The organism is Salinisphaera sp. RV14 (genome assembly GCF_052044135.1).
GTDB lineage: Bacteria > Pseudomonadota > Gammaproteobacteria > Nevskiales > Salinisphaeraceae > Salinisphaera.
In genome coordinates, this window is record NZ_JBQDYF010000017.1 from 35,946 (window position 1) to 50,733 (window position 14,788).

A 14,788-nucleotide genomic window follows, 5' to 3' on the forward strand; every position below is an offset into this window, starting at 1 on the left:
GCCGCGCGCTGGCGCCCATCGGCTCGTACGCACGACTCGCAACCACTTCGGCCCACCGATCAGAAAAGCCAAATCATCTTTATAAATTAAACACTTGCCGACACGTCCCAAATGACAGTTTTTGCGACACCCGTTTCACGCTCGCGACGAAGCGCCCCGCATGCATAGTAGTGCAACAAAAAGCCCCCGGCACCGTCAGGCATCGGGGGCTCACACCATCGCCACTGCCGCACGCGCCATCGCGATCCGATGACGGCGCCCGGCCAGACGTCAGTCGCCGGCAGCGCGGGACCGCCGCCGACGCGAGGCAACGCCTACTCCAATCATGGCAACACCCAGGCCAAACATGCCCCAGGTCGCCGGCTCGGGCACATCACGGCGTTCGCGATAGCCCATGATTTCGCCGTGCCGGAACACATCCGGCCTGTAGTAAGTGGACCCATGAGACAATAAATACCCAGCTCCGTCGGGCGCAGAATCACCCGGCGACGTTGCCAATGCCATGGGCGCCGCACCCAGGCACAAGGCAACAATCGCGGCACGCACCATAAATTGAGTACGGCGAGATTTGCTAGTCATCATGTTTCTCATCGAAAAAACTCCAGTCCGCACACAGGCGCTTTGTTACGGCGCCAGTATAACAAGTTTTTCCGCGCGCCCAGCGCTGCATTCAACGCCGGGCCGCACCTCCGAACAGCAGGCCTCGGGCGTGTCTGCTTTTCCGACGCCGATGCCCTCTCACGCATGTCGCTTCAGGCTATCCACGATTCGCTCGGCCGCATGTCCATCCCACAATGGGAGCGATACACGGGGCCGATCGCCGCTCATTCGCATCGCGCCCCGCACTGCGTCGAACAGTTCCTCGCCGCACACGAGACGATTGGTGCCCTCGCTTAGCGTTATCGGGCGCTCCGTGGTATCCCGAAGCGTCAAGCACGGGATGCCGAGGTACGTGGTTTCTTCCTGCATCCCCCCCGAATCGGTAATCGCGAGCGCAGCCCTCAGAAGCAGATTCATGAAACGCACGTACCCCTGCGGCTCGATCAGCGAGATCCCGGCGCATGCGTCCAGCCGCCGCCAGAGACCATTTTCGACGAGCCGACTCCGGGTACGTGGGTGCACCGGGAAAACGAGCGGCAAGTCAGCACTTATGCGAATGAGGCGATCAACCAGCGTCGCAAGCGTCGCGGGATCATCGACATTCGACGGACGATGCAACGTGACGACCGCGTAATTGCCGGCAGCGAGCCCCAACTCATCGCAAGTTCGATCTGCCTCGATACGCGAGCGCATCAACTCGAACGTGTCGATCATCACGTTGCCCACGAATTCAACACGTTCTCCGGGAATACCCTCCAACCGAAGATTCTCGTTCGCGTCGGCCGAGGGCGTCCACAGCAAATCTGCGACCGCATCCGTCAAGATCCTATTGATCTCTTCCGGCATGCTGCGATCGCCGCTGCGAAGCCCTGCCTCGACGTGGCCGACGCGAACCCCGATTTTGGTGGCGGCAAGAGAGCACGCGAGTGTGGCATTGACGTCGCCCACCACGATGACCCAATCGGGCCGATGTTCAAGGCAAACGCTTTCGTATGCCATGAGCGTGCGCCCGGTCTGCTCGGCATGCGTGCCGCTGCCGATGCCAAGATGGACATCCGGCTCGGGCAGCATGAAGTCCGCAAAAAAGGCAGCCGACATATTGTCGTCGTAATGCTGCCCTGTATGTATTAGCCGAGTGCTACACCAGGACTCACGTGATAACGCGTTAAAAAGCGGCGCCATTTTTATGAAATTCGGCCGCGCGGCGGCGACCAGATCTATACCGAGCTTTGCGACCATGCCTCCCCGCGCTGAATGCAATCAACGATAGAACAAACGGCACACAGTGTACCCTGCCACCATTATCGAGCGGGCGGCACACCAGAGGCGAGGATCCGGACGGTGGCCGGCCGGATCGCGTCGTTCTTCAGCGTGGCACGACCGCGAAATTCGCATAGTTCGAATAATCCGGCTTGACCGAACGATTAGAAAAAACGGTCCACGCGTCAGCCGACTTAGCGATACTACTGTTAGCAGCGGCAGCGAGCGCGATCTGTAAATTTGACGGAAACCCCGTCGGCGAACTCGAATAGCCGTCCATCTCCCCGATCTTGTATGTGTGGGTCGACGAACTCATAGCATTGACCATTTGCTGGGAGTTGCATTGCAATCCTGCCAAGGTCGGATAAGTCGCCTTGTAAACTTCAGACAGGCTCGAGTACTCCGGCGATCCGGATGAATCTCTGACCTGGAACTTATAACCAGAGGCTTCGAGCCAACAAAATCCACCGGTTGAGCCGTTCGTAGCCGAGGTCATCAACCCGACCTGGAACTGCGCCATCCACTTTAACAGCGCCTGCGCCTGCGGCACGCCCTGCGCGGCAGCATGGCCCACCGCCCAGGTGAAAAAATCCTGCTGCCAAGGCGCGATACCGACGTTCGACTGCCCATTAAGCGGATAAATAATCGCCCCGCCCCCGTCTAGCACATGCAACGGGTGAGCAGACGACTGGTTGACATACGTATTGATGTAATCGCTAACGATGTAATTAATCTGATCGGTGTAATACTTCTTCAGCGGGTCCCCGTCCGGCGTGGCGAATGCCGCATCGGAAATACTACGCAGCGTCCAGGCCTGACCACGAACCTGCGGATTGGCGACGATGAGCCGCCCTTTCGCGTAGCCGCGATATCCCGGATTGGTCCAGAGCTCGTCGTAACTCGCTTCGAACTGCATTTCTTCGAGGTAATAGAAGTCGCCGGTCACGAGATACGATACGTAGCCGATCGACGGCTGGTGAGCAATGTTGAACACATAGGGGTTAGCGCAGGTGCCACCACATGCGGGCAATAGGTCCTTCTGGTACTGCCCGCCAGCGGTCCGCGCATAATTCAGGGCGGCGATCGTTACGTACGGGTGATTTGTAATAGTGAGAGGCCTCCCGGTGGCATCATCGCGATAATGAAACCCATAGCTACCTGCCGCATCGTCATTCGCCAGCATCCAATTAAAGGCTCGACGATCACCTGAGACAACGAAAGCGCTCGTCCAGCGCGGCAACGGCCCGATAGCGGGCTGCGCCCCCGTCGTCCCCATATAAGGCGTTTGGTCCGCGTGGGTCATGGGCGCGGCACTTTGCGTAACACTATTAAGGAAACTGCTGGTAGGCGTAACGGCCGCGTATTTCGATATCGCGCCGGACTTCTGTAAATAAGCCACATCCGGTTTCACATACATCGACGGATTACCCTGGCTCCATAACACGTGGTGCCAGCGCGCCTGTGTGTAATGCGTGATGCCAGTGGCGGAATAATTCGAACTACCGACGTTAAGCACGGCGTCGTACGTCTCGTTCGAGGGCGACACATTGTAGGCTTGGTCATTTTCAATGACCGAGTCGACACGAACGTTACCGATGCTCCCGTCAGCGGCCCGATACGCCCGCACGTTGAAGAAAACACGCAGCCGAGGCGCCGTGGCGTTGCCGCTGGTCAATGTGGCCGGCACAATCCACTCGCTTGCGAGGCCGCCCGCCAACCAGCGCTTGCAGCTTCGCTGCCCCCACGCGGGGCAGGTTCCGCTCTGGGCGATCTGCTCAAGTGCGTTGCGCGCATTCGCCGTATAGGTCGTACCGCCGAGCGTGATCCGGACGTTTGCCGTGAAGTTGGTGCCCAGCAGATCACCAAGCGACACAGTACCCAGCCCCAGGCCCGCGTTGTGGGCCACCGCATACAACTGCAGCGTGGTCGCCTTGCCGCTGGCCGGCGCCGGAAGTTGCACCGTGACAACACTGTGTCGAACAGACCCGTCTGCCCAAGTCGCCTTGCGATCCACCTGGGTCGGTAGCATCTTGCCGTTGACGGCGGCCACCACATGCTGACTGGCGCCCACGTCACCTTTCGCGAACACCTGGCCAAAGGTCACGTCCACGGTACTGGCAGAGTTGCCACTGCCGTAATTCTGCACACTGACATCCGTGATATGACGCGCCGCGCCGCTGGGCAGGCTGGATGAACTGCTCGACAGGCTTCCCGAGTTGCCTCCGCCCGCCGGCTGACTGCTCGTGCTGCCCCCGCTGCCGCCAGAGCCTCCGCCGCAGCCCACCAGGACAGCCGCTACAGTGACGCAAATGAACATGATTGTCAGGCGATTGGCCATAGAAACCGGACCTCTAAAGAGGATTCCGTCGCCAGTGCGAACCCCACGGCACACTGCGGAATCTTGAATCATCAAAATTCGCTGCCTGCATTCGTCCAGCGGCAGCCCAGCCGTCCTGGCACGTCTGAGCGTGCTTTAGATCCGTGGCTTTGCGTCACCGTCTTTCGACGGCTTTGCCTTTATCCCGGAAACGAGCCAAACAATGTATTGCCGCACAACCCATGCACAACGCAGCCAGGCCGGACCGCCTGAGCCCGAGCGGCTCTCGCGGCGCCGTTGGCGCGTCCTGCCGGGATAGCAACCCGCATACGACTCTGCCTGCCGTTCTTCAGGCTCCGTGAAAACCCGGACGTACTTTCCCCAGGTCGGCGAACAGTACGCAAGCGGAATGTGCAAGTCCACTATTATGAATTCATGAAAACACGTCGAGAACGCGGTGCGCGCCGCGCAGCGCTACGGTCTCCGGGCGATCCTCAAATGGCGGCGGCTAATCCCGCCACTCCGGTCTCGCCCGGTTTGCAAGACATGACAAGCCGTTATCGTGTCTTGTTTGCCCAATTGGTTAACACACGCGTGCGGCGTCTCGGCGGGCCCGCTTCGGCACGGTCCTGGACCCTGGCAATACGAAGGTCGAGGATTACACGATCGTCAGAAAGTCGATAGTCGCGCGCGATGCGAGGTTGCGGGCCGGGCGGTGAACAAGGCCCGAGGTGCCCCTTCGCGTGGCGCCCTGCATCGATGGCCCGGGCGCACCGTCCGGCGTTGCCGGGTATGCCCGCGGAATAATCCCGATCGGCGCCGTTCTCCCGGATTGGGTACGGCGACGGGCACTGATAGCGCCCATGAAAACGCCGAATGACGGCCGTGGAAATGGCTGGCGTGGCAGGCTACGTGCCATGGACAGATGGAAATCGGCTCGCCCTACCGCCACGCACGAATGAACGATCCAGGCATCTCTGCCTGGATCGGCCAGGACCTCTGGCGGCCCTGGCCCGATCGAATCCCCCTGGAATCAGCTCGCCTCGAGCGCTCGATATTCCCCGTGCGTCTCGGTCAACAGACTGACCACGACGATTGCGATCCACGCCACGATGAAGCCCGGAATGATTTCATAGACCCCCGGTCCGCCAAGGAAGCTGCCGTCCCAGCCCATCGATATCCAGAAGATCACGGTTACCGCGCCGGCCACCAGGCCCGCGACCGCGCCGCTTCCCGACATCCGTCGCCACGTGAGCGAGAGAATCATCAACGGCCCGAATGCGGCGCCGAAGCCCGCCCAGGCGTGGCTGACGAGCCCGAGAACCTGCGAATTCGGGTTACGCGCAATGAATGCCGCGACGACACCCACCAGCAGCACGCTGAGCCGCCCGATGAGCACGCTTTCGCGCTCGCTGGCCTCCTTGCGCAGAAACAGCCGATAAAAGTCCTCGGTAAGCGAAGAGGACGACACCAGCAACTGGCTGGAGATCGTGCTCATGATCGCCGCCAGCAGCGCCGCATACAGGAAACCCGTGATCAGCGGATTGAACAGCAGGCGCGCCAGGATGATGAAGATGGTCTCCGGGTCGTTCACGGTTAACCCATTACGCATGGCGTACGCGCGGCCGAATATACCCAGGCTGATGGCACCGGCCAGCGAGATGAACATCCAGGTCATGCCGATGTTGCGCGCCTTGGGCACTTCGGCCACCGACCGGACCGCCATGAAGCGCACGATGATGTGCGGCTGACCGAAATAGCCCAAACCCCACGTCACCGCCGAGAAGAACCCGATGATCGTCAGCCCGTGCGTCCAGGAAAGGAAATTCGGCCCGGCCCCCGCCAGCGTTTGCGACGCCTGGGCGTAACCGCCACCACCGCTACCGAACAGCACGACGATAGGCATCAACACCAGAGCCACCATCATGATGCAGCCCTGGACGAAATCGGTAAGACTCACGGCCAGAAAGCCGCCGACCACGGTATAGGTCAGCACGATGATCAAGGTCAGCCAGACGCCGACATCGTATTCGCTGAGCGAGCCGATATGGATAAGCCCGCCGAATGCACTGGTGAACAGCTTGCCACCTGCGACCAACCCCGAGGCCGTGTACACCGCGAAAAACACGACGATGATGATCGCCGACACCGTGCGTAGCGCCATCGCTTTGCTTGGAAAGCGGTTCGCCAAAAACTCAGGGATAGTCAAGCTGTTATCGTACCGTTCTGTCTGCTCGCGCAGACGCGGCGCCACCACGATCCAGTTGACGAACGCGCCGACGAACAGGCCGATGCCGATCCATGCCTGAACCAGGCCCGCCACATAAAGCGCGCCGGGCAGCCCCAGAAGCAGCCATCCACTCATGTCCGATGCGCCGGCGGACAGCGCGGCCACCGCCGGACTGAGATTTCGCCCGCCGAGCATGTAACCTTCGGACGAATCCGTTGCTTTCCGCCAGGCATAGAACCCTATGCCCAGCATCAAGAGAAAATAAAGGATCAAGCTGATCCATACACCAATTGCCATGATGCCCCCGTGTTCGGATCGAGTAATTAGCCTTACAACTTTACCGGTAATTGCACGAATGACCAGTGCAACAATAGGTTGACGATCCGCCACCAGGCTTGTCGCCGTTCGCGCAAACGCCTCGGGCCGCGGTTTTCGGTTTACACGCCGGCCCGCCTTCGACCTTAGTCGCGCATGCGACCCAACCGGCCCAGCGTCCCTTCAATCGCGCACGACACGATACGGGTTTCGGTCCACGCTTGCATGCCGCTTCGGGTCAACGTCTGGCGGATAAGGGGGAGCCGCGCGATTCCACGTCGACCGAGGTGACTTGGCATGCAGCCGCTGGTGGTCGGGCAGGCCGTGACGACAGACCGTAGCGGCCCGGCCGCATGTGAACCGCATCGAACGAACCTTAAAAAAACGGCCCGCCGAGGCGGGCCGTTGTCCGGGATTACTACGAGGCCGGCCAGGCCGGCGCTGTCATCATCACAAGGACATTCAGACGTCGCGCTTCTGAATCCGACGAGCGGCGAAACCGATCATCAGCAGGCCGGCGCCAAACATGGCAATCGAAGAGGGTTCCGGGACCGGACGAACCGACTCGACGGTCGCCACGTAGTCCTGGTAGTCGCCGTCGGTGCCATCTTCCCAGCCCAACAGATACTCGCCAGCAGTCGCAGTGCCGCTGCCGTCCGCCGCGTAACCCACCATTCGGGCCTCACCGCCCTTATTCAGGGTGCTATCCGAATAATAGGTCTTTCCGCCTATGGTGAGAAAATACCCGAATATGCCGGTACCGAAATCAACATCATCGCTGGTATACAGCCTTTTCTGCGTGCGTGCGTTTTCGATGTATGAATAAAAAACACCACTCCTGGAGTAATTCAGGTAGCCCTTAGTGTTTATGTCCTGATTCGCGCCGTTCTGAGTGCCTCCGCCGAGCAAGTTCAACTTTTTCGACGGATCCGTCATGCTATAGACGCCGAAAGTGGCATCCTTGAAGTTCTTCGTATATGTCGCTTCAAGCACGCTGACACTGGTGCCGGTGCCACCAATCTGCCAATGACCATTGTTCACCTGAGGCGAACCGGCGTTCAGACCAGAAAACAGTCCTTTGCCGTCCAGGCCGGTGCCATAGTCCGAGCTGTTGGCGATGTCATATAGCGACGGCTCGCTACCGCTCGTATTGACGTCGATCTGGTTGGCGAAGGCGGTGCCGGTGAAAGCCAGGGCGGCAATCACGACAGCCGAACCATAAAACTTATTCATCATCTTCAGCTTTCCCGTGTCGGGATGAGTGGACCACCGAAAATCGCTCGGCTGCGTCGCTGTAAGCAATGTGTATGCCATCTATTTTATCTTTTAATTTCAATAGTTTTTGCATTTAATGCATGGCGCACATTCGCTGTTGGCAACTTTTCCGACAGGCCGACCCATCGGCCAGTGAATGACCGACATGGGATCTTGCCGCCCGGAACGTTTTCGATTCAGGCGACACCGGACGGCGGCGCCAAACCGCGCCACCCCGGGCGCGGCACAACGCGCCCCATTCGGTCGGTTTAAGGCCCCGAAGGCCGGACTTTGGGTGCAAGACACGGCGCGGGGCGCCCCGTGTAACGGAGGCGCCTGGACATGTGCCGCGCCCAATCCGACAAGAAAGCGTGCGAGGTGCGTCCATGTGGAACGGCAACCCGCCATCGCCTGTCAGGTTTTCCGACGGGAACGGCTTTCAGATACGCCCCGGGCCAGGCCGACATGCATCCCGGGCCCAACGTCCGATGCCGCCGTTCGGGGCGATCCGGTGGGCGCATAAGCGCAAGATCCTTGATGGGCGGGCCACACGATACTGCCGTCGATACGGTTCGCCGCTGCCCTGCCACCATGACCGCCGCTCACCAATGCCTGGAAACCACGGGACGACGAGCCGTCCCTGGGCAAATGCGGTGAGTGGCGGCAACGCCGCGGGGCGTGAGCAGGCGCCGAGATAAGGCGATGTACTGGCGTTGCAGGACTCGCGCACGGGGTAACGTCGATACGCGCCGCGCTTTGTTCCGGTTCATCGAGTCGGCGGCAGCGCGGCGTACGCCTGTTGATGTTGATGGATAGCGCGCGCCTGCTTCAGCACGATGTGCTGATCACTTCTTTCAGCAGTTGCACCGTCCGGCCGAGCGCGCCGCGGTGTATGGCCACGGTCGCCGCGAGGCGTTGCCGCGCGGCTTGCCGCGTGTCCGGGTCCTCCAGCCAACCGGCGGTGATGTCGGCCACGTCGCAAAAGTCCCGAGCGATCGCGGCGCCGCCGGCTTCGATCATCGGCGCCATCGCATCGCGCCACTCGGCCACATGGGGGCCGGTTGTGAACACACAGCCCACGGCCGCGGGCTCGATCACATTATGACCGCCGACACCGGGCGCCAGGCTGCCACCGACGAACGCCACATCCGCCAGCGCATAGAGCATTTCCAGCTCGCCGATGGTGTCGACCAGCACGATATCCGTCCGATCATCGACGGGGTCGCGGCGGCTGCGGCGCGCGTACTGCCATCCAGCGCGCGCCAGCAGACCCGCCACCGCTTCGAAACGTTGCGGATGGCGCGGCGCCATCACCGCCAGGGCCTTCGGGTGTCGCGCCCTGAGCAAAGCGAAGGTTTCAAGTAACTGCGCTTCTTCGCTGTCATGCGTACTGGCCGCCAGCCAGACAGGCCGCGACGCGGCCTGCCATGTCTGCCGCAGTTCACGCGCCTCCGCTTCGGCATGCGGGCGTTGTCGACGATCGTATTTCAGGTTGCCCGTCACCTCGACGACCCGCGCGGGCGCGCCTGCTGCAATGAATCGCTCGGCATGAACCCTGTCGGCAGCGGCGATTCGGGCAAAACGCGTCAGCATGAAGGTCGCGGCCCGCGATACAGGCCAACGCCGATACCGCCGCGCCGAGCGTGCCGACAGGCTCGCATTGACCAGAACGAGCGGCACCCCCGCGCGCCCGGCGGCGGATACGAGATTGGGCCAGAGCTCCGTCTCGGCCAGAATTCCCGCCGCCGGGCCGATGCGACGCAGGAACCGGCGCGTGGCGCCGGGCGTGTCGAGCGGCAGATAACAAAGCGCGACACGGCCGCCAAGGCGCCGCGCGGCCTCGGCCCGCCCGGTCGGTGTAAACGTGGTCAACACCATACGATGATCGGGGTAGCATTCGATGAGTGCCTCGATCAGGGGAGTGACCAGGATCACTTCCCCCACGGACGCGGCGTGCACCCACAACGCGGGGCCGTCGACCGGGTCCAAGAAGCCGAGCCGTTCGCGCCAATGGTCGCGATAGGCCGGCTCGCGGCGACCGCGCCAGGCGAAGTAGCCGAATGCCACGGGCAGGACGAGCCGGGTCAGACCGGAATAGAGCCAGCGCCAGATCACGTTGCGCCTCGGCGGCGTCCACCGGCCTCACCCGGCGTCAGCATGGCAAGGCGTGGCCGGCGGGGCGGCAGGACGCCGTCAACTATCGTCGTCGGCGCGTAGCCGCGCCACGATCGCCGTGGTCGAAAAGCCGGGCACGAATTCGAGCGTACGCACCTCGCCGCCCGCTTCGAGAACACAGGCACCACCCGCAATCCCGGAGACCTCATAATCGCCCCCCTTGACCAGCACATCCGGCAGCAGTCGGCAGATGAGCCGTTCCGGCGTGTCCTCGGCGAAGGGCACCACCCAGTCGACGGCCGCCAGCCCGCGCAGGACCTGCATGCGGTGCGATAGATCATTGAGCGGCCGGCCCGCCCCCTTCAGGCGCGCGACCGAGGCGTCGTCGTTGACCGCGACGACCAGCCAGTCGCCGAGCGCCCGCGCCGCCTCCAGATAAGCGATATGCCCGGGATGCAGGAGATCGAAACAGCCGTTGGTCATCACGATCCGCTCACCGTGCGCATGCGCCTGCACGAACCACTCGGCCAGCGTGTCCTCGTCGACCACGCCGCGGTCGCTGGTGCGTTGCGCGCGCGCGGCCTGACGCAGTTCCGCCGGACTGACCGTCGCCGTGCCCAGCTTGCCCACCACGATGCCCGCGGCCAGATTGGCCACCGCGGCCGCGTCCGACAAACTCAGGCCGGCGCCGAGACCGGCCGCCACCATGGCGATCACCGTGTCCCCCGCGCCGGTGACGTCGAACACCTCACGCGCGCGCGCGGGCAGATGCAGATCGCCATCGGCGGCGAACAGGTTCATGCCCTTTTCGCTGCGCGTGATCAACAACGCCTCGAGATCCAGCGTGCGGCGTGTATCCGCGGCGTGCGTCGTCAGCCAGCGTTCGGTATCCATGCCCATCTCGCGCGCGCCCCGGCCGACATGGGCCTCGAACTCGGCCGCGTTCGGCGTGATGAGATTGGCGCCGGCATAGCGCTGCCAGTCGCGCCCCTTCGGGTCGACCAGCACCGGCACGCCCGCGTCCCGGGCCAGACGGATGATCTCGGCCACATCAGCCAGCGTTCCCTTGCCGTAATCGGAACAGATCAGCACATCCGTGGCCGCCAGCGCGGCGCGGACCCGGGCCAGCAAAGCCGCGCGGTCGAAAGCGCCGTCGAGTGCGAACGAGCGCTCGAAGTCCAGCCGGATGAGCTGCTGATTGCGGCTGACGATGCGCAGCTTGGCGATGGTCGGGTGACCGGGGCTGTCGACCAGGCTATCCACGATCCCGGCCTCGCTCAGCAGGCCGCGCGTGGCCGCGCCCGGCTCGTCTTCACCGACGACGCCGATCAGATGCGTCCGTGCCCCGACCCGCGCCAGGTTGAGCGCGACGTTGGCCGCGCCGCCCAGACGACGCTCCTCGTCGCCGATACGCACGACCGGCACGGGCGCCTCGGGCGAAATACGCCCAGTGTCGCCGTACCAGTAGCGGTCGAGCATGATATCGCCGACAACCAGAACGCGGCTGTCGGTAAACGACGGGATCCGATCCATCCGGGGTTTATTCGCGGGCCTGTTTCGAGCATGATACAAAGCCGGTTGCAGGCTGTGTAGCGCGCCGCGCCGATGCGACCCGACAATGGCAGCCGGCAGCGCACGCCGGCCCGCGTAGGCTGAATGGCAGTTTCCAACCTCCAACACAACGACGAGCCGCGTCTGATCGCCCCGCGTTTCTGGCCCAGCTGGCTCCTGATGGGCCTCGGGTGGCTGCTCAGCCAGCTCCCGTACCGGATCCAGATGGGGCTCGGCGCCGGACTCGGGCGGCTCGCCGCGCATATCGTGCCCGGGCGCCGGCGCGTGGCCGACATCAACCTCAGGCTATGCTATCCGGACTTGTCGGATACCGAACGCCACGAGCTGCTCGACGCGCATTTCCGCTCGGTCGGCCAGGGCGCGCTCGAGACCGGAATCTGCTGGTGGGGCAGCCAGGCCAAGGTCGACGGTCTGGCCCATGTCGAAGGCCTGCATCATCTGGAGGATGCCGCCACCCGCGGTCGCGGCATTATTCTGCTGTCGGCGCATACCACATCGCTGGAACTCGGGGTGCGCATGGCGCAGCCCTACCTGGCCGAGCTGGGGTTCCGGACCACGGCCATGTACAAGCCGCCGCGGGATCCCGTGGTCGAACGCGTGATGCGCCGGCGACGCGAAGCCCATATCGGCGGCGCCGGCATCGCGGACAACGACGTGGTGGCCCTGCTTGCGGCGCTGCGCCGCGGCGACGCCGTCTGGTACGCCGGCGACCAGAAAGCCGGCCAACGGCTCAGCGCGGTGGTGGATTTCTTTGGCCAGCCGGCCCGTACCCATGTGGCGGTCAGTCGCATGGCGGCAATGACCCGGGCGACCGTCGTTCCGTTTTTCACCCTGCGGCGCGCCGACGGCGCGGGCTATCGGCTGATCATCAAACCGCCGCTGACCGATTTTCCGGGCCCGGACGAAGCCGCCGATGCGCGCCGGATGAATGCGATTATCGAATCGGTCGTCAATGAGGATCCGGCGCAGTATTTCTGGTTACACCAGCGCTTCAAACGCGACGGTTACGACCCCTACAAACCGCCGAAGGCGACGCGATAGCCCGTCCGCAACGCCTGCCAATCCGCTTCGCCGAAATGAAAGCGCGTCCCGCGAGCGGCGAACTTGTCGAGAGAACGGCGCAGGCGTGCCAGGTTGGCCTGGCGCCAGCTGCCCGCCCCGCGAAAGCGCGCGCGGTCGAAATCGATCAGATAAATTCGGTCGTTACCGGCCGTCAGAATATTGCGCGCGTTCAGATCCGCATGCCACACCCCGGCACGATGCAGCGCCGCGATCTCGCCGCCCAGGGTGTGCCAACCCGCCGCCGGCATGGGCGTGCGCCCGAGCCTGTCGGCCAGCGGCTCGGTGTTCGGCAGGGCCCATGTGATCAAGTCCGCACCGTAGCCCAGGCCGGCCCGGTACACGGCGCGCGCCGCCACCGGCTTCGGCACCGGCAGGCCCCGCTCGTACAACGCCGCCAATAGCCGAAACTCCCGCACCGGGCGTGTTTGCATATCCCCGGTCCAGAGGTAGCGATCCGGATTGAGGTGCGCCAGCAGACCGCCGCGTCGATAATGCCGCAGCACCCAGACCGCCTCGTTCATGGCGCGAAAAAAATAAGCCGCTCCACGGCCCGCCGCACTGGACAACAGGGCGTCGCGCGCGCGCAGGGCTTCCGGGTCGAACCAGTCGGCGCCCGGCGGCTGTCGGCCGAAAACCCGGCCATCCCATATCGCAATGCCGCCGCCATGCCTGGCGCTGGCCGTATCGACAGTATCCCGGCCACTCAACCGGCGATCTCCTGGCCCGTCGCGACAGCCGCGCCCGGACGGAACACGCCAAGCCGGGGGCATAACGAAAACCGCGCCAGGCGACTGCAAGCATGGGGCAAGCACGGGTTGAAGCGGCTGGGGTACATTAAATACTGTCTCGGGCGCTTGTTGCGGCAGTCGCGGGCGGCGAGCGACATGCGGCTATGTCCGGTACATGGCCAGCCAGTCGAGATAGCGCGGCACGCCCTGCTCCACCGACATGAACGCGTTCGGATAGCCGGCGGCCTGCAACGCCCCCATGTCGGCTTCGGTAAAGCTCTGATAGTGCCCGAGCAACGACTGCGGGAACTGGATATAGCGTTTCTCGCCCCGGCCATGCCAGGCGATCACGGCGTCCGCGACCTCATTGAAGGTCTGGGACCGGCCGGTGCCGCAATTGAAAATACCCGAGACCTGCGGGTGATCGAACAGCCAGAGATTGACCGCAACGACGTCATCGACATGAATGAAGTCGCGCCGCTGCTCACCGTCGCCATAGCCATCCGAGCCGGCGAACAGACGGCATTCGCCGTCTTCGACGATCTGGCTGGAAAAATGCCGGGCGACGCTCGCCATGCGGCCCTTGTGCCCTTCGCGCGGGCCATAGACATTGAAGTAGCGCAGACCCACCACCTGCGAATGTCTCGTCTTGGCCCGGGCCCGCACATACTGGTCGAAAGCGAACTTGGAGAACGCATACATGTTGAGCGGGTCCTCGGCCTCGCGGCGCTCGACGAAATCCGGGCCCATGCCATAGACCGACGCCGACGAGGCATACAAAAACGGGACGCGATGCTGGGCGCACCAGGCGTGCAGCGTCTTCGAATAGGTGAAGTTGCGCGCCATGACGTAGCGGCCGTCCCATTCGGTCGTATCCGAACAGGCGCCCTGATGAAACACGGCATCGACGCCCCGGGGCATGTCGTCGGCGGCCATGCGGCGCTCGAGTTCGTCGTATTCCAGATAATCCGAGAAATCGAGATCGGCCAGGTTGAGGCATTTGTGGCCGTCGGTCAGGTCGTCGACCACCAGGATGTCGCGGATACCGCGGGCATTGAGCCCGGCGACGATGTTGCTGCCGATGAATCCGGCCGCCCCGGTGACAATGATCATTTCGATGAACTCCCTTGCGACAAACCTGCCACGTCCGCCCCGATCTCCGCGTGTCGGCAGCCATCGCGCCCGGCCATGGCCACGGCAGTATAACCGGCCACCCGCGGGCGCCGGGCGGCGGTACGACGCGCGGCGCGATCCGGCCGGCGCACGGGCGCGGCACCGCCATGGCGACAGCGTACGCACCGCCCGTCGGCGCGATCAACTCGTTGCGCCAGGGCG

Annotated in this window: 10 protein-coding genes and 1 riboswitch; of the genes, 1 reads left to right on the forward strand and 9 read right to left on the reverse strand. The window is 63.3% G+C overall.

Going from position 1 to position 14,788, the window contains the following annotated elements; genetic code table 11:
- Positions 1–270: 270 nt before the first annotated feature.
- The 7 genes from ACS8Y6_RS14695 to hldE form a co-directional block, all read right to left on the reverse strand.
- On the reverse strand, positions 271–591 hold the full coding sequence (locus ACS8Y6_RS14695) for a PEP-CTERM sorting domain-containing protein (protein WP_440855874.1): 321 nt from the start codon (positions 589–591) through the stop codon (positions 271–273).
- A gap of 147 nt (positions 592–738) precedes the next feature.
- Complete coding sequence (wecB, locus tag ACS8Y6_RS14700; protein WP_440855875.1) at positions 739–1,839, reverse strand: non-hydrolyzing UDP-N-acetylglucosamine 2-epimerase; 1,101 nt, start codon at positions 1,837–1,839, stop codon at positions 739–741.
- A 127-nt stretch (positions 1,840–1,966) separates the two neighbouring features.
- Positions 1,967–4,198, reverse strand: coding sequence for a hypothetical protein (locus tag ACS8Y6_RS14705; RefSeq protein WP_440855876.1), 2,232 nt, complete (start codon positions 4,196–4,198; stop codon positions 1,967–1,969).
- 97 nt (positions 4,199–4,295) lie between these two features.
- A riboswitch (cyclic di-GMP riboswitch) is annotated at positions 4,296–4,386 on the reverse strand.
- A gap of 824 nt (positions 4,387–5,210) precedes the next feature.
- A complete protein-coding gene (gene putP / locus ACS8Y6_RS14710; RefSeq protein WP_440849668.1) occupies positions 5,211–6,704 on the reverse strand; it encodes a sodium/proline symporter PutP in 1,494 nt (497 codons plus the stop codon).
- 480 nt (positions 6,705–7,184) lie between these two features.
- Positions 7,185–8,036: a PEP-CTERM sorting domain-containing protein gene (locus ACS8Y6_RS14715; RefSeq protein ID WP_440849667.1), complete on the reverse strand. Its 852-nt coding sequence runs from the start codon at positions 8,034–8,036 to the stop codon at positions 7,185–7,187.
- 768 nt (positions 8,037–8,804) lie between these two features.
- Positions 8,805–10,091 (reverse strand): 3-deoxy-D-manno-octulosonic acid transferase, encoded by a 1,287-nt coding sequence (locus tag ACS8Y6_RS14720; protein ID WP_440855877.1) that lies wholly within the window; start codon positions 10,089–10,091, stop codon positions 8,805–8,807.
- Positions 10,092–10,169: 78 nt separating this feature from the next.
- The gene (gene hldE, locus ACS8Y6_RS14725) at positions 10,170–11,624 is read right to left on the reverse strand and encodes a bifunctional D-glycero-beta-D-manno-heptose-7-phosphate kinase/D-glycero-beta-D-manno-heptose 1-phosphate adenylyltransferase HldE (protein WP_440849665.1); all 1,455 of its coding nucleotides are present in this window, start codon (positions 11,622–11,624) and stop codon (positions 10,170–10,172) included.
- A gap of 123 nt (positions 11,625–11,747) precedes the next feature.
- Between hldE and ACS8Y6_RS14730 the strand changes: the two genes are divergently transcribed.
- A complete protein-coding gene (locus tag ACS8Y6_RS14730) occupies positions 11,748–12,704 on the forward strand; it encodes a lysophospholipid acyltransferase family protein (protein ID WP_440849664.1) in 957 nt (318 codons plus the stop codon).
- Here ACS8Y6_RS14730 and ACS8Y6_RS14735 read toward each other — a convergent pair.
- Positions 12,677–13,432, reverse strand: coding sequence for a 3-deoxy-D-manno-octulosonic acid kinase (locus ACS8Y6_RS14735; protein WP_440849663.1), 756 nt, complete (start codon positions 13,430–13,432; stop codon positions 12,677–12,679). The two genes, ACS8Y6_RS14730 and ACS8Y6_RS14735, sit on opposite strands and share 28 nt — an antisense overlap.
- Positions 13,433–13,615: 183 nt before the next feature.
- Positions 13,616–14,566 (reverse strand): ADP-glyceromanno-heptose 6-epimerase, encoded by a 951-nt coding sequence (rfaD, locus tag ACS8Y6_RS14740; RefSeq protein ID WP_440849662.1) that lies wholly within the window; start codon positions 14,564–14,566, stop codon positions 13,616–13,618.
- Between the last annotated feature and the right edge of the window lie 222 nt (positions 14,567–14,788).